The organism is Streptomyces syringium (assembly GCF_017876625.1).
Taxonomy (GTDB): Bacteria; Actinomycetota; Actinomycetes; order Streptomycetales; family Streptomycetaceae; genus Streptomyces; species Streptomyces syringius.
This window is the reverse complement of record NZ_JAGIOH010000001.1, coordinates 3,798,484-3,814,528: the sequence shown is the minus strand read 5'-3', so window position 1 is coordinate 3,814,528 and position 16,045 is coordinate 3,798,484. Positions and strand designations below refer to the sequence as shown.

Here is a 16,045-nt window from a genome sequence, read left to right as displayed (position 1 = left end):
GGTGCTTCGGGGAGCGCCATACTCGTCGGATGCGGATGACTGGTTACGACGCGGTGGTGCTCGCCGGAGGAGCGGCGCGCCGGCTCGGCGGGGCGGACAAGCCCGCTGTGCGCGTGGGCGGGCGCACGCTGCTGGACCGGGTGCTCGGCGCGTGCGCGGACGCCGGGGAGACCGTCGTGGTGGGGCCGCGCCGGCCGACCGCGCGCAGCGTCCGGTGGGCGCGTGAGGAGCCGACCGGCGGCGGTCCGCTCGCCGCGCTCGCCGCCGGGCTGAAGCACACCGGTGCGCCCACCACGCTCGTCGTCTCCGCCGACCTCCCCTTCCTGCGGGCCGACACCGTACGGGCCCTGCTCGCGGCGGCCGCCACGGGTGAGGTCGAAGGGGCGCTGCTCTGCGACGCCGACGGACGCGAACAGCCGCTCGTCGCCGCCTACCGGACCGAGCCGCTCCGCCGTGAGCTGGCGCTCCTCGCCACCGAGTACGGCAGCCTCGTCGGACTGCCGCTGCGACTGCTCACGGCCGAGCTGTCGCTCGGCCGGCTTCCGCACCCCACCGCGTCTTTCGATTGCGACACCTGGGAGGACGTTGCCGCCGCCCGCGCGCGCATCAGGGACGATGGGAGCGTGCTGGATGAATGGATCTCCGCGGCCAAGGCCGAGCTGGGCATCGAACTGGATGTCGACGTGACCGCCCTCCTCGATCTCGCGCGCGACGCCGCGCACGGTGTGGCCCGCCCCGCCGCGCCCTTGACGACGTTCCTCGTCGGCTATGCCGCGGCCCAGCGGGGCGGTGGGACCGAAGCCGTCGCCGACGCGACCCGCAAGGCCGTCGCCCTCGCCGCGAGATGGACCGAGGAGGCTCAGACGGACCAGGGGAACCAGGCGAGCCCAGGTGCCCCAAGTTCCCCAGGAGACGATGCCGCCGGGCAGGCGGACAAGGCGGGGGGATCGGCGTGACGGACCGGGACGCGGACGCTGCTCTGGACCGTGCGGCCGAAGAGGCGCTCGCGCTGTTCGCCGACGACCGGAGGACATCGGGCGACCGGCGCGAGAGCCACGTCCGCCGGCCACAACGTGCCTCGGACCTCGCGGAAACGGTGCGCTGGAACGTGGCCGACTGGGCCGCCGAGGACTGGGGAGGACCCGCGCCCCAGGACGCCCACGCCGCCGACAGCGCCGCCGACGGCGCCTCCAGCCGCAGCGCCTCCGCCACCCCTTCCGACGGTCCCTCCAAGGGCTCCTCGTTCAACGACGAGTTGTTCAACAGCGACCCCTTCAGCGAAGCGGCGTCCGGTGACCGGCCCGCCGCCGACGACCGCTCCCGCCGGCCCGATCCGTCCCCCGAGCCGAACCGGCCCCCCGAGCCGAACCGGACCACCGAGCCCGACCAGCCCGCCGACGTGCCGAACGAAGCCCCCGAGGCCCGCGCGCACGCCACGCCCTGGCACGCCGCCCGTACCGCCGCCGCCCGCGCCGCCCAGCCTCTCCCGTCGGTCGTGCGCCCCCTCGGCGAGGCGCTGGGCCAGACCCTCGCCGAGCCCCTCGCCGCGCTCACCGACCTGCCGTCCTTCGACACCTCCGCCATGGACGGCTGGGCTGTCGCGGGCCCCGGGCCCTGGCGGCTCCCCTCGGAGAACGCCACCCCCGAAGGCACGGGAACCAGCACCGGCACCGGCATCCTCGCCGGTCACGCCGAGGCCGCGCCCCTCAGCGACGGCGACGCCGTCCGGATCGCCACCGGCGCCCGTGTGCCCCCCGGCGCCACCGCCGTCCTGCGCAGCGAGCACGGCAAGGTGCGCGGCGAGGGCCGCGAGCTCTACGCCAGTCGGCACATCACCCAGGGCCAGGACATCCGGCCCCGGGGCCAGGAGTGCCGCCGGGGCGACGCGCTGCTGCCCGCCGGCGCCCTCGTCACCCCCGTCGTGCTCGGTCTCGCCGCCGCCGCGGGCTACGACGAACTGACCGTCACTTCCCGCCCCCGGGTGGAGGTCCTCGTCCTCGGCGACGAGCTGCTGCGCGCGGGTCTGCCCCACGACGGCCGGATCCGGGACGCGCTCGGCCCCCTGCTCGGCCCCTGGCTGCGCGCGCTCGGCGCGGAAGTCGTGGCGACCCGGCACGTGGGTGACGACCCGGAGGCGCTGCACACCGCCGTCTCCGCGTCGACCGCCGACGTCGTCGTCACCACGGGCGGCACGGCCGCGGGGCCCGTCGACCACGTCCACCCCACCCTCCGCCGCCTCGGCGCCGAACAGCTCGTCGACGGTGTCCAGGTGCGACCGGGCCACCCGATGCTGCTCGCCCGCCTCGCGCCCGGCCGGTATCTGGTCGGGCTTCCCGGCAATCCCCTCGCCGCCGTCTCCGGGCTGCTCACCCTCGCCGAGCCGCTGCTCCGCACGCTCTCCGCCCGCCCGGCCCCGCCTCCCTACCGGGCACGGCTGACCGAGGCGGTCCAGGGCCACCCCGTCGACACGCGCCTGATTCCGGTGGTCTACCAGCACGGTGACCGGGCGCGTCCGCTCCGCTTCCACGGCCCCGCCATGCTGCGCGGCATCGCCGCCGCCGACGCGCTGGCCGTCGTCCCGCCCGGCGGTGCGGACCAGGGCGCCGAGGCCGAGATCCTCGACCTGCCGTGGACGGCCGACGGGATCGGCATCAGCGCCGACACCACCACAGGCACCGGCGGTACGCCGTGAAGCTGCCCGCCCACGACGCCACCGACCGTTCCACGCACCCGGACCCGGCCGTCTCCCCGCCCGCTCACCACGGCGTCTCCCCGGCGGACCGTGCGGGCCAGCACGACACCGAGCACCGGATCATGTTGCCCCGCTACACGGCGGGCCCGCTCCGCCAGGTGGCCCGGCGGCTGCTCATGGCGCTGTTGGTCATGGTCGCGACGGTCCTCATCGTCTACTCGGACAGCGCCGGCTACCACGACAACGCCGACGGCAAGGTCGACTTCCTCGACGCCGTCTATTACTCCACCGTCACCCTGTCCACCACCGGATACGGCGACATCGTCCCGTACAGCGACAGCGCCCGACTGAGCAATGTGCTGCTCGTGACGCCGCTGCGCGTTCTCTTCCTGATCATTCTGGTCGGCACCACCCTCGAGGTCCTCACCGAGCGGACCCGTGACCAGTGGCGCTTGACCCGATGGAGGTCCGCCTTGCGAGAGCACACCGTCGTCATCGGCTTCGGGACGAAGGGCAGGTCGGCCGTGCAGACCCTCACCGCGACCGGGCTGGCCAACGCGCGGGTCGTGGTCGTCGACCCGAACCCCAAGGTCGTCGAGTCGGCGACCGCGCACGGATACGCGGGCGTCGTCGGTGACGCGACCCGCAGCGACGTGCTGTTGCGCGCCGAGGTCCAGAAGGCCCGTCAGATCATCATCGCCACCCAGCGCGACGACACCGCCGTGCTCGTCACGCTCACCGCGCGCCAGCTCAACCGCGGCGCGAAGATCGTCGCGGCCGTACGGGAGGAGGAGAACGCCCCGCTGCTGCGGCAGTCCGGCGCGGACGCCGTGATCACGAGCGCGAGCGCGGCGGGCCGGCTGCTCGGGCTGTCCGTGCTCAGCCCCAGCGCGGGCACGGTCATGGAGGACCTGATCCAGCAGGGCAGCGGCCTCGACCTCGTCGAGCGGCCGGTGGTCAAGTCCGAGGTGGGGCGCGGCGTGCGGGACACGGACGACCTCGTGGTCTCCGTCCTGCGCGGGCACCGGCTGATCGGCTACGACGACCCCGAGGCGAGCCCGCTGAAGACGACGGACCGCCTGATCACGATCGTCCGGGCGCGGCCCAACGGGTCCGGCGCGTAACCGGCCCTCCGGCCCCCCCGCTCCCACGTTGCCCCCATGTTTCTCCAACGCCCGCCGGAGAGAAGCGAACCGGCGAGGAAAACAGGCCCACGCGTCGCGTGTGCCTCGCAGGCCCCGGGAGTAGCCTCGCGACCATGCATGCGATCACCATTCCCGAACCCGGCGGACCCGACGCCCTCGTCTGGGCCGAGGTCCCCGACCCGGTACCCGACGCGGGAGAGGTCCTGGTCGAGGTCGTGGCCGGCGGTGTCAACCGCGCCGACCTGATGCAGCGCCAGGGGTTCTACGACCCGCCGCCCGGTGCCTCCCCGTACCCGGGCCTGGAGTGCTCCGGCCGGATCGCGGCGCTCGGGCCCGGTGTGAGCGGCTGGGCGGTCGGCGACGAGGTCTGCGCGCTGCTGTCCGGCGGCGGCTACGCGGAGAAGGTCTGCGTGCCGGTGGGCCAGCTGCTGCCCGTGCCCGACGGCGTCGACCTCGTCACCGCCGCCGCGCTGCCCGAGGTGACGGCCACGGTCTGGTCGAACGTCTTCCTCGTCGCCCAGCTGCGCCCCGGCGAGACCTTCCTCGTGCACGGCGGCGGCAGCGGCATCGGCACCATGGCCGTGCAGTTGGCGAAGGCCGTGGGCGCGCGGGTCGCGGTCACGGCGGGCGGGCCGGAGAAGCTCGAACGCTGTCGTGAGCTGGGCGCGGACATCCTCATCGACTACCGCGAGCAGGACTTCGTCGAGGAGCTGGACAAGGTCACGGGCGGCGTCGGCGCGGACGTCATCCTCGACATCGTCGGCGCGAAGTACCTCCAGCGGAACGTGGACGCCCTCGCCGTCAGCGGCCGGCTGGCGATCATCGGTCTCCAGGGCGGCCGCAAGGGCGAGCTGGACCTGGGCAAGCTGCTGACGAAGCGGGCGGCCGTGACGGCGACCTCGCTGCGCGCACGGCCCCCGGCGGAGAAGGCCACGATCGTGGCGGCGGTCCGGGAGCACGTCTGGCCGCTGATCGCCGGCGGGCGGGTACGGGCGGTGGTCGACCGGACGATGCCGATGCGGGACGCCGCCGCCGCGCACCGCGTGCTGGAGGAGAGCTCGCACGTGGGGAAGGTGCTCCTCACGACGTGAGGGGTCACGACGCGAGGGATCACGGCATGAGAGATCGCGCGATGTGACGGGTACGGCCGGTGCCGGTGGGCACCGGCCGTACCCGTTTCGCCCCCACCTGTACCGCCTCTCCCACCCCACCCGTAGGCCGTCGACACTCACCACCCTCCCGTCACTCCTGGTCAACCATTCGGCGCCCTGTCACCCACCTGGCCGTTCAGCGGGCAGGTGGCCCGGGGGCGTGTGAGGCTTGGTGTGTCGGGAGGGGGTGGCTCCTGCGAAGGGTGGCGCCGTGGGTGGCGGAGTGCGGAAGACGACGAGCTCGGTCGGCACACAGGCCGGGGCACAGGCGGGCACACAGGCCGGAACACCGACCGGATGGCCGGTGGCCACAGCCGGACTGTTCTTTACGGCCTTCACGGCCCTCCTGCTCATAGCCACCGGCGCGCACGCCGAGGAAAAGGCCGTCCCCAGCGCACCTCCGTCCGCGCCCCCCGCCTCCGCCCCCCTCGCACCGCTCCGCGTGATCCCCTCCCCCTCCTCGTCGTCCTCCCTGCTCACCGAGCGGCTCGCCGGGAGCACGGCCGGGGAAGGCCGCACGCACCCCGGCCGGGCCACGTCCTCGCCCGACAGCCCCGCCGACAGCGCCGCCGCGTCCGCCGAGCCCTCCGGCTCCCCCTCGGCCCCACAGCCGCCCGCCGAGAGCCCGGAACCGGCCCGCGAGCCCGCCGCGGCGCCCGAGCCGCCCTTCAACACCCCACCGCCCCGGGCCCGCCTCGAAGCCGCACAGCCGTACGTCCCCGGGCCCGCCCCACGTACGTACGAGCCGAGCGCGGGCCCCTGGGACGCCCTGGACGCCACGGGCTCCGAGCACGCCGAGGAGTCGTCCGACCCGGTCATGCGCGTCCTGCCGCTCGGTACCGGCATGACCCTCACCGGCCTCGGCCTGGGCTTCCTCGGTCTGCGGCTGCGCCGCGGCTGACGCGGCCCCGGTTCCGCGCCGGTTCCACGTTTGATCCCCGGTACTCGCCTAACGGACGGCGCGCCGGGGCTGCGCATGGGCCGTGCATCGGTTCTGTCCTCCGAACGGGTGCAGGAGGTATACATAGGGCCCAGCCACGGCCCGCCGACCGGCCCACCCAAGGGGAAGCACCGCACCATGACCGGTTCAGCGCCGCAGGCCAGGACGCCCCTGCCCGGGCGGCCCGTGCTGGAGCTCAGGAATCTGACCCGCACCCATGGCACCGGGCCCGCCGAGGTGCACGCCCTGTGCGGCATCGACATGGCCGTGCAGCCGGGGGAGCTGGTGGCGGTCATGGGCCCCTCGGGGTCCGGGAAGTCGACGCTGCTGACGCTCGCGGGCGGGCTGGACGTGCCGACGTCCGGGCAGGTGATCGTGGAGGGCCGGGACATCGCGACGCTGAGCCGCCGCGCGCTGGCGGCCATGCGGCGCCGGTCGATCGGCTATGTGTTCCAGGACTACAACCTCGTGCCCGCCCTCACCGCCGCCGAGAACATCGCCCTGCCCCGTGAGCTGGACGGCGTGCCCACCCGCAAGGCCCGCGCCGAGGCGATGGACGCGCTGGCCGAGCTGGACCTCACCGGCGTCGCCAAGCGCTTCCCCGACGAGATGTCCGGCGGCCAGCAGCAGCGCGTGGCCATCGCCCGCGCCCTCGTCGGCGACCGCCGCCTCGTGCTCGCCGACGAGCCGACCGGGGCCCTGGACTCCCGGACCGGCGAGGCGATCCTCGCGCTGCTGCGGGCGCGCTGCGACGCGGGCGCGGCGGGCGTGATGGTCACCCACGAACCGCGGTACGCGGCCTGGGCCGACCGCGTGGTGTTCCTGCGCGACGGCACGATGGTCGACCAGACGCTGACCGCGCGCGCCGAGGCGCAGCTCGCGGCCGGGGAACCCCGGTGAAGCGCGTCTCCGGCATACGCGTGCCGCGCGTCACGGGCATCCCCGCCTGGCGTGCGGCCCTGCGGATCGCCCGTCGTGACGCGCTGCGCGCCAAGGCCCGCAGCGCGCTCGTCGTCGTCATGATCGCGCTGCCGGTGCTGGCCGTGACGGTGGCGGACGTGACGTACCACAGCGCCGGTCCGACCCGGGCGCAGGAGGTCACCCGGGAACTGGGTGCGGCGGACGCGCAGTTCAGCGACGCCGGGTACGGCCCGGGGCCGGTCGTGCAGATGCCCGACGCGAGCCGCGTGGGGACCCCGCGCGGCAGCGCGGACGAGACGGAGAACGACGGTGCCGCGGGCCGGCCCGTCGACGTCGCCGCCGTCCTCGCCACCCTGCTGCCCAAGGGCACCCGCACGGTCACCTCGGAGGACGTCGACGGGCTGGTCCGCACGACCCACGGGCTGCGGCGCGTCACCGTCCGGGAGATGCCCGCCGCCGACGCCTTGCTGCGCGGCAAGGTCGACGTCCGCCGCGGCCTCCTGCCCGACGAGCCCCACGAACTGGCCGCCACCACCGCCTTCCTGGAGTCCTCCGGGCTGCACGTCGGCTCGCACACCCGGATCAAGGGCCTGGCCCGGGAGTTCCGGATCACCGCGGCCGTGGAGCTGCCGGGCGATCTGAACGGCGAGTACCTCATCGCCCGGCCGCACGCCGTGATCGAACCGTGGCGGGCCCAGGCCGAGCGCGACAAACGGGCCGCGCCACCGCACCCGATGCCCAAGGAGTACTACGTCGCCGCCAAGGACGGCGGGGTGACCTGGCAGGACGTACGGGCCGCCAACGAGCGCGGCGTGCTCGTCCGCTCCCGCGCCGTGCTGCGCGACCCGCCGCCGGATGCCGCCGTGCCGGCCGCCCGGACGCCGGGCGTCGGCATCGGACCCGGCTCCGCCACGGACACCGGCATGGGCTCCCGCCGGGCGACCGTGGCGCTGGCGACCGTCGCCGCAATGGCGGTCCTGGAGATCGTGCTGCTCGCGGGCCCGGCCTTCGCCGTGGGGGCCCGCCGCGCCCGCCGTCAGCTCGGGCTGATCGGCATCTGCGGCGCCGACCGCGGGCAGCTACGGGCCGTGGTGCTGGCGGGCGGCGTGGTGCTCGGCACCGCCGGCGCCGTCCTCGGGGTGCTCCTCGGGCTCGGGCTCAGCGTGCTGTGCCGACCGGTGTTCGAGGAGTGGGACGGGCAGCGCTTCGGGCCCGTCACCGCCGTTCCGTCGCACCTGCTGACCATCGTCGGCCTCGGAGTGCTCACGGGCGTGCTGGCCGCGCTCGTCCCCGCGCTCGTCGCGGGCCGCCAGTCGGTGCTCCAGTCGCTGGCCGGCCGCCGCGGCGTGCGGCACGGCTCCCGGGTGCTGCCGGCGCTCGGCCTCGCGGCGATCCTGCTGGGCGGCGGCCTCGCCCTGGTCGGCGGGGCGACGGGCAGCGGCTGGGCAGTCGTCGCCGCGGGCTCGGTCGTCGCCGAACTCGGCATGCTGGCGTGTGTCCCCGTGCTGGTCGGCGCCTGCGCCCGGTTCGGAAGCCGGCTGCCGCTCGCCGCCCGGTTCGCGCTGCGCGACGCGGCCCGCAACCGCGGCCGCACCGCCCCCGCCGTCGCCGCCGTGACCGCCGCGGTGGCCGGGACGGTCGCGGTGGCGACGTACACGGTCAGCCTGGTCGCCGAGGACCGCTTCGGATACGAGCCGCTGCTGCGGCCCGGCACGGTCGCGCTGCTGGTCGACTCGTACGCGAACGAGGGCGGGCACCCGGAGAAGGCGCTGCCCGCTCTCCGCCGGGCCATGGAGCACGCCCTTCCGGTCACCGGTGAGCGTGCCGACGTCGACCGGGTCTGGGCGGGCGCCGACTGCTACACCCGCGCCGCCGGGGACGACTGCGGCGAGATCGAGCTCGTCCGCCCCGCCACCCACCGCTGCCCGCTGGAGGGACCGACCGGCCGGGACCTCGCCGAGCGCCTCAGCGCGGAGGAACACCGGCGGCTGCGGCGCGGCCCCGAGTGCGTGGACGCCGGCGGTTTCTCCCCCATCGGCGACGCCGGGGAGAAGGTCCTGGTCGGCGACGCCCGGCTGCTGCGCACCTACGTCGGGCTGCGCGACCCGGCGGCCGAAAGGGCCCTGGCCGAGGGCAAACCGGTGCTCCTGAACAGCGCCTACGCGCAGGACGGCCGCGTCCAGCTGAAGATCACCCCGACCGGTGAGCCGCTCACGACGGCCGGCACCCCGGGCACGCCCGGCACCACCGGCCCGCACAGCGCTCCCGGCACGACCGGGCCGGGCGACCGGGGCAGCGGCTCCGGCCGTACCACCGGCCACAGGGGCCCTGTGGCCCCCACCCGCCCCGCGCCCCCGGACCCGTCCCGCAAGGTCTTCCTCGACGCCTACGTCGCCCCCGAGGCCTATGCCGCCACGCCCGGCGTGCGGCTGATCCTGCCCGCCGTCCTCGCGCAGCGGCTGAATCTGCACACCGCCCCGGCGGGGTCCTTCTACGCCGTGCGCCACACCCCGGACAAGGCCGAGGAGGAGCGGGCGAACGCCGTCCTCGACCGGGGGGACGCGGCGACCAGCCTCTACATCGAGCGCGGGCCCCAGAGCGACGCGGACGACTTCTTCCTGATGGTCCTCGCCGTCTTCGCGGGCGTGGTGACCATAGGGGCCGCCGTCGTCACCACCGGTCTGGCCAAGGCGGACGCGGAGGCCGATCTGACCACGCTCAGCGCGGTGGGCGCGCCGCCGGGGGTGCGGCGCGGCTTCGCCGGCTTCCAGTGCGCGGGCGTCGCGGGGCTCGGCGTGCTGCTGGGCTCCGTCGCCGGAGTGGTGCCCGCAGTGGCGCTCCGGCTGGTCGACGGGCGCGACGCGCTGGCCGCCATGCGCCGCGATCCGCTGGTCCCCGCCCATACCCCGATCGAGCTGCCCTGGTCCACGCTGACGGTGCTCGCGGTGGGTGTCCCGGTGCTCGCCGGCCTGCTCGCGGCCTGTTCCACGCGGTCCCGCACGGCACTGCCCCGGCGCGCGGGATAGGCCCTCGCACGCCGGAGTACGACCCGGGGCGTGCGAGGAAGGTGGATCAGGCGTGTACGGGGGCATCAACCGGGGGAAACCACGGGTGCGAGAGAATGGCGGCATGGAGATGCCGAGGAATGAACGGTCGCAGGAGAGCCCACAGGTCCTGGTCGTAGGCCCGGACGGCATGGCTCTCGGCAACGCCAACCCCGGCGGCGGGGTCGGTGACGACGAGTCGCGCGAGGTCCCGGTGACGGAGATGGTCGAACAGCCGGCGAAGGTCATGCGCATCGGCAGCATGATCAAGCAGCTGCTGGAGGAGGTCCGGGCGGCTCCTCTGGACGAGGCGAGCCGGGTCCGGCTCAAGGACATCCACCACAGCTCCGTCAAGGAGCTGGAGGACGGCCTGGCGCCGGAGTTGGTGGAGGAGCTGGAGCGCCTGTCGCTCCCGTTCACCGACGACGCCATTCCGACCGAGGCCGAACTGCGCATCGCGCAGGCGCAGTTGGTCGGCTGGCTGGAGGGTCTGTTCCACGGCATCCAGACCGCGCTGTTCGCCCAGCAGATGGCGGCGCGCGCCCAGTTGGAGCAGATGCGCAGGGCTCTGCCGCCCGGCGTGATGGGTGAGGACGACGACGAGGGCCACCATGGCGGTGCCCGCTCGGGCCCGTATCTGTAGATCCGTCAGGATTCCGCGGCTCCCCGAAGTCACCGAGCAGTTCGTGCCCGGTGCGTCCCGCAGGACGCACCGGGCACGCGCGTGTGCGGGACCTTACGCGGGGTCGCCCGTCGAGACGGTGAGCACGAACTGCGCGCTCGGCGACTTCGGGTCGAACGGGTCACCCGCGGCCGGCACCTGGTTGAGCACCGTGCCCTTGCCCCAGGTGTTCTCGGGCGCGACGTCGACCCGGTACTTCCAGCCGGCGGCCTGGAGGCACTCCTTCACCGAGTCGATGTAGATGTACTTGAAGTCGGGCGCGGACTTCTTCGTCTTGTCGTTGTAGACGTCGTAGGCCTTGCTGCACTTCTCGGGGGCGATGGTCTTGGACTTGTCGCCGTCCTTGTGGCTGCTCTGCGGCGCGGCGCCACCGGTGCCGCCACCCGTCGTCGTGCCCGCCACGGGCGACTGCGAGGACGTGGTCCTCCCGGCCTCTTCCTTCTTGCCCCCGTCGCCGTTCAGCGAGATGGCGGCGATCACGCCGACGACCGCGAGGACCGCGACGACGCCCGAGCCGATCAGCACGCCCTTGTTGCTCTTGCCGCCGCTGCCGCCCGCGCCGCCACCGTGCGCGGCCGGGGCCGGGGACGGGGTGATCGTGTACGGGGGCGGGGTGTGCGCGGCCGGGCCGGGCTGCTGGTAGGGCTGGGCGGGCGTCTGGTAGCCCTGGTTGGCCGGTGCCGGGGTGCCCGGGCCGTAGCTGTTGTACGGGCTGTGGGCGGTCGGCTGGTAGGGCGTCTGCACGCTCTGCGGGCCGGGCGCCGGGGCCTGCTGGTCGACGGGCGGGAAGACGGCCGAGCCGACGCCCGCACCGCTGCGCGCCGGCGGGCCGCCCGAGATGATGATCGGCGAGGGCGCGGCCTGCGCCGTGCCCGCCACCCGCGCGCACTCGTCCCGCATGGACTCGGCACTGGGGAAGCGCTCGTTCGGGTTCTTCTTCAGCGCCCGGGCGACGAGCGCGTCGACGGCCGGCGGGATCGAGCTGTTGATCGTCGACGGCGCGACCGGCTCCTCCTGGACATGCGCGTAGGCGATGGCCAGCGGGGAGTCCGCGTCGAAGGGCAGCCGGCCGGTCAGCAGCTCGAAGAGCATGATGCCCGTCGAGTACAGGTCGGAGCGGGCGTCGACGCCGCGGCCGAGGGCCTGCTCGGGGGAGAGGTACTGCGGGGTGCCGACGACCATGCCGGTCTGGGTCATCGAGGTGACCCCGGACTGCATGGCGCGCGCGATGCCGAAGTCCATGACCTTGACCACGTTGCGCTTGGTCATCATCACGTTGCCGGGCTTGATGTCGCGGTGGACGAGGCCCATCTCGTGGCTGACCTCAAGCGCCGCCAGCACATCGGCGGTGATCTTCAGCGCCTTCTCGGTGGGCATCGCGCCGTACTGGCGGACGTCCGCGTCGAGCACGGAGCGCAGCGGCTGGCCCTCGACGTACTCCATGACGATGTACGGCATGGTCGAACCGTCGAGGTCGTCCTCGCCCGTATCGAATACCGAGACGATGTTCGTGTGTGTGAGTTTGGCGACGGACTGCGCCTCGCGGCGGAAGCGCTCGCGGAAGGACGCCTCACGGCCCAGCTCGGTGTGCAGGGTCTTGATAGCGACCTGGCGGTCGAGGACACTGTCGTAGGCCAGGTGTACGGAGGCCATGCCGCCTTCGCCGAGCAGATCACGCAGCTGGTAGCGGCCGCCGCCGACGGAACGTCCTGTGTAGCGGCCTTGTGCGCCGTCCTGGCTCATGGTGTTGCTTCCCCCTCGGCACACGGCCTGGCGTACTGACTGGCGTACTGATCCGGCGTACCGGTCCACCTGATCGACATATCTCGGCCAAGTCTGCCCGAGGGCGCGGGCACGTCAAGCCACGTGCCCGTTCCGTGACCGGATACGCGACAAGCCGTCACGAGATTTGCCTTGCTTCGCCCTGTACAGGTTTCATAGCCGGTCCATCCCGGACCGGCGCGCCTCGCGGAGCCTGTAGCGTGCCTTAGCGGAAGACAGCTTTCATCGAGTTTCCCCGCGCTTTCGCCTCCCACGCGAAGCGGCCACACACGACGGCGAGGACTGATGGCACAGACGCAGAGCGCCCAGGGTCCGTCCGACCCTGACGCCAACGGGGGCGGCATGCCCGATGTGCCTGAAATGTGGGGCAATGGCGGCCTGGTCGGCGACGGACGCTACCGCCTCACCCACAGACTCGGCCGCGGCGGCATGGCCGAGGTGTTCGCCGCCGAGGACGTACGCCTCGGCCGCACCGTCGCGGTCAAGCTGCTGCGCGCGGACCTCGCCGAGGACCCGGTGTCCAAGGCGCGCTTCACCCGCGAGGCACAGTCCGTCGCCGGTCTGAACCACCACGCGGTTGTCGCCGTCTACGACTCCGGCGAGGATCACGTCGGCCGCAACGTCGTGCCGTACATCGTCATGGAGTTGGTTGAAGGCCGCACTATCCGCGACCTGTTGCTCGGCGCCGAGGCACCGCCCGTCGAGCAGGCCCTGATCATCGTCTCGGGCGTGCTCGAGGCGCTGGCCTACAGCCACCAGCACGGCATCGTGCACCGTGACATCAAGCCCGCCAACGTGATCATCACGCACAACGGCGCCGTCAAGGTCATGGACTTCGGCATCGCCCGCGCCCTGCACGGCGCGGCCTCCACCATGACCCAGACCGGCATGGTCATGGGCACCCCGCAGTACCTCTCCCCCGAACAGGCCCTCGGCAAGACCGTCGACGCCCGCTCGGACCTCTACGCCACCGGCTGTCTGCTCTACGAACTGCTCGCGCTGCGCCCGCCCTTCACCGGCGAGACCCCGCTCTCGGTGGTCTACCAGCACGTCCAGGACACTCCCGTGGCGCCGTCCCAGGTGCTGGAGTCGGTTCCGCCGGAGCTCGACGGGCTCGTCATGCGCTCCCTCGCCAAGGACCCGGACGACCGGTTCCAGAGCGCGGAGGAGATGCGCGGTCTGGTCCAGTACTCGCTGCAGATGCTGCACGACTCCGGCAGCCACACGGGCGCCTGGAACACCGGCCCGGTCGCGCACACCGGTGCCGCCACCACGGCCATGGGCATGGCGAGCACCACGGCCCTGCCGCACCCGCCGCACGGCGACACCTCGCAGCAGCCGATCGTCCCGTCCCGCAACGGTGGTGACGAGGGCGGCTTCGACGGCTACGGCGGCGGTCACGGCGGTCGCAACGGCGGCGGCAGGGGCAAGATGTGGCTGGTCGCCGCCCTCGCGGTGATAGCGATCGCGGTGGGTGTGGTCTTCGCTGTGAACCAGGGCAACAAGACGGACGGCGGCACCCAGAAGAAGAAGCCGGACAAGACCACCACCGCGCCCAGCTCGCCGAGCCCCGGCACCTCCAAGAGCCCCGAGAAGCACTCGCCCTCCGCCGAGCCGGGCGGCACCACGGGCAACACGGGCGAGGACGAGCCGGATCCCGAGTGGACCCGGGACACGGGCAACCGTCCGACCAAGGAACCGACCAAGGACCCGACGACCGGGCCCACGACCGGCCCGACGACCGGGCCGACGACCCCGGTCACCCAGGACCCGACGACGGGACCGACGGACGACCCCAAGCCGCCCACGAACCCCCCGGGCGGCGCGGGCGGCACGGAGGGTGGTGCCGTACAGGGCGCCACCGGCTGAGCGACGACAGCCGAGAAGCAATGAGGCCGGGCCCCTCCCGGCCCGCCCCGGTCCACCATGGACCCGGAGCGGGCCCGGAAGGGGCCTGTAGCCGTTTCTGAGGGCCTCACGGGCCCGCGCCGCGTAAATCCCTCACCCGCCCTCGCTCAGTCCGTGAAAGCCCCGCGTACGGCCTCGTACTCGCGCGTCCACCACACCGACAGCGCCGACGACGCGGGGAAGCCGGGGTCGGCGCGGTGGTCACCGAGCTGGTAGCGCCAGCGCAGCATCCAGAAGTCGTTGAGCCGCTCCCACCACACCCGGTGCACGGCGGCGGCCAGTTCGGCCTCGCTCGCGCCCGTCGCGCCCCGGTACGCGCGCGCGTACGGGCGTACCTTCGCGAGGTCCAGCGTGCCGCCGGGGCGCAGGAAGAAGATCACGGCGGCCCGTACGGCCTCCTCCGCGCGCGGCTGGACGCCCAGACGGTCCCAGTCGACGATCGCGGCGGGTTCGGCGCCCCGGTAGAGCAGGTTGAGCGGGTGGAAGTCGCCGTGCACCCAGCCCCGGGCGGGGGTGGCGCAGGGGGTCGGCCTGCGGTGGGCGTGCGCCTCCAGCAGGGCGCGGCGCTCGACGAGGCGGTGTTCGGCCAGTTCGTCGAAGGGGTCGCGGGGTCGGCCCTTGCGGCGGACCAGCGTCAGGAGCTCCTCGATGAGGGCGTAGGTGTCCTCGGGATCGGCCGCGGCGTCCGGGGCGGGCCCGGAGCCCTCACAGGCCCCTTCCGGGCCCTCCATGACCTGCTCCAGGCAGGTGTGGACGTGGCCGAGCAGGGTGCCGAGGCGGCGGGACTGGGCGGCGGTGAGCTCCTCGCCGTCGCGGTGCCGGCCGTCGACCCAGGGGTGCAGGGCGTAGCAGCGGCCGCCGAGGACGGTGACCGTGGAGCCCTCGGCGTCGGCGACGGGAGGGGCTACGGGCAGGCCGAGCGCGCCCAGCCGGAGCGTCACATGGTGCTGGCGGGCGATGGCGGCCTGGTCGCCGTCGAGGTGGTGCTTGAGGAAGAAGCGGCCACGGGTGGTGGAGAGGCGGTAACCGCGGTTGAGGAGGCCCTCGGTCAGCGGTTCGCAGGAGACGGGCTCACCGTCGAGTCCGTAGCGGCCCAGCAGGGTGCGCAGGGTGCCGCCGTCGGGCCCCTGAGTTCCGGCGTGAACAGGTCCGGCGTGTACAGGGGAGACAAGTGAGCGCGGCACGTGTCAAATGTTAGATCACGGGGAGTGCGTGAACTGTCGCGCGGGGACGCCTTCCAGGTGATGCAGGCTGATGAACTGCGGTTCGACGCACAGGTATTCGGGATCGAAGGGCGCTCCGTCCGCGGTGCGCGGGGGCCGGCCGAACAGCTCGATCTCGGCGGCGCTCGGGGTGAAGAGCCGGGCCATGCCCACGAATTGGACGGTCCACACGTCCTCGTCGCCCTCCTGGCGGCCGCTGAGGTTGTCGGCGCTGTACGCGACGACGCTGCCGTCGCACGCCTGGGCGTAGCCGAAGCCGCCGTGCAGGCGCAGCAGGACGCGGGAGGAGGGCGCCGAAGAGGGCGCCGATGCCGCCGAGGGGGCGTCGACCACGATGTGGCGGGCGACGGTGACGAAGGGGAGGGCGCGCATGCTGACCGAGGCCCGGCCGTAGGGGGTGCGGGCGAGCAGCTCGAGCGCTCGGTGCTCGTCGGTCGCCTCAAGGCGGTCCGTCGCCTGGGACGGTCCGGTCGGTCGGGGGGAGCCGGACAGGCGGGAAAGCCCGGAAAGTCCGGAAAGCTCAGAAAGCATGGTCACTACTGTGCCCGCTGGGGGTG

12 protein-coding genes are annotated in these 16,045 nt (G+C 73.8%); 9 read left to right on the top strand and 3 right to left on the bottom strand.

The window, feature by feature from the left end; all coding sequences use genetic code 11:
* Positions 1–35: 35 nt before the first annotated feature.
* From JO379_RS16815 to JO379_RS16780, 8 genes are all read left to right on the top strand, one after another.
* Positions 36–956 carry an NTP transferase domain-containing protein gene (locus tag JO379_RS16815; protein ID WP_209518728.1) on the top strand — a complete coding sequence of 307 codons (921 nt, stop codon included), beginning with the start codon at positions 36–38 and terminating at the stop codon, positions 954–956.
* Positions 953–2,692 carry a molybdopterin molybdotransferase MoeA gene (locus JO379_RS16810; protein ID WP_307842030.1) on the top strand — a complete coding sequence of 580 codons (1,740 nt, stop codon included), beginning with the start codon at positions 953–955 and terminating at the stop codon, positions 2,690–2,692. The genes JO379_RS16815 and JO379_RS16810 overlap by 4 nt, the downstream gene beginning before the upstream one ends.
* On the top strand, positions 2,689–3,816 hold the full coding sequence (locus JO379_RS16805) for a potassium channel family protein (RefSeq protein WP_372449090.1): 1,128 nt from the start codon (positions 2,689–2,691) through the stop codon (positions 3,814–3,816). The genes JO379_RS16810 and JO379_RS16805 overlap by 4 nt, the downstream gene beginning before the upstream one ends.
* A gap of 134 nt (positions 3,817–3,950) precedes the next feature.
* Complete coding sequence (locus tag JO379_RS16800; RefSeq protein ID WP_130878650.1) at positions 3,951–4,928, top strand: NAD(P)H-quinone oxidoreductase; 978 nt, start codon at positions 3,951–3,953, stop codon at positions 4,926–4,928.
* A gap of 283 nt (positions 4,929–5,211) precedes the next feature.
* Positions 5,212–5,889: a hypothetical protein gene (locus JO379_RS16795; RefSeq protein ID WP_209515566.1), complete on the top strand. Its 678-nt coding sequence runs from the start codon at positions 5,212–5,214 to the stop codon at positions 5,887–5,889.
* Between the two features lie 177 nt (positions 5,890–6,066).
* Positions 6,067–6,828, top strand: a complete 762-nt coding sequence (locus JO379_RS16790) for an ABC transporter ATP-binding protein (protein WP_130878652.1) — start codon at positions 6,067–6,069, stop codon at positions 6,826–6,828.
* A complete protein-coding gene (locus tag JO379_RS16785; RefSeq protein ID WP_242626121.1) occupies positions 6,825–9,875 on the top strand; it encodes an FtsX-like permease family protein in 3,051 nt (1,016 codons plus the stop codon). Before JO379_RS16790 ends, JO379_RS16785 begins: the two co-directional genes overlap by 4 nt.
* Before the next feature lie 103 nt (positions 9,876–9,978).
* Positions 9,979–10,536 (top strand): bacterial proteasome activator family protein, encoded by a 558-nt coding sequence (locus JO379_RS16780; RefSeq protein ID WP_130878653.1) that lies wholly within the window; start codon positions 9,979–9,981, stop codon positions 10,534–10,536.
* 93 nt (positions 10,537–10,629) lie between these two features.
* On the opposite strand, the gene JO379_RS16775 is transcribed toward JO379_RS16780, so the two are convergent.
* Positions 10,630–12,318, bottom strand: coding sequence for a protein kinase domain-containing protein (locus JO379_RS16775; RefSeq protein WP_209515563.1), 1,689 nt, complete (start codon positions 12,316–12,318; stop codon positions 10,630–10,632).
* A 324-nt stretch (positions 12,319–12,642) separates the two neighbouring features.
* On the opposite strand from JO379_RS16775, the gene JO379_RS16770 reads away from it, so the two are divergent.
* Complete coding sequence (locus JO379_RS16770) at positions 12,643–14,226, top strand: protein kinase domain-containing protein (protein WP_130878655.1); 1,584 nt, start codon at positions 12,643–12,645, stop codon at positions 14,224–14,226.
* A 146-nt stretch (positions 14,227–14,372) separates the two neighbouring features.
* On the opposite strand, the gene JO379_RS16765 is transcribed toward JO379_RS16770, so the two are convergent.
* Complete coding sequence (locus tag JO379_RS16765) at positions 14,373–15,449, bottom strand: phosphotransferase (protein ID WP_130878656.1); 1,077 nt, start codon at positions 15,447–15,449, stop codon at positions 14,373–14,375.
* Positions 15,450–15,464: 15 nt separating this feature from the next.
* Positions 15,465–16,019, bottom strand: coding sequence for a pyridoxamine 5'-phosphate oxidase family protein (locus JO379_RS16760; RefSeq protein WP_245381480.1), 555 nt, complete (start codon positions 16,017–16,019; stop codon positions 15,465–15,467).
* Between the last annotated feature and the right edge of the window lie 26 nt (positions 16,020–16,045).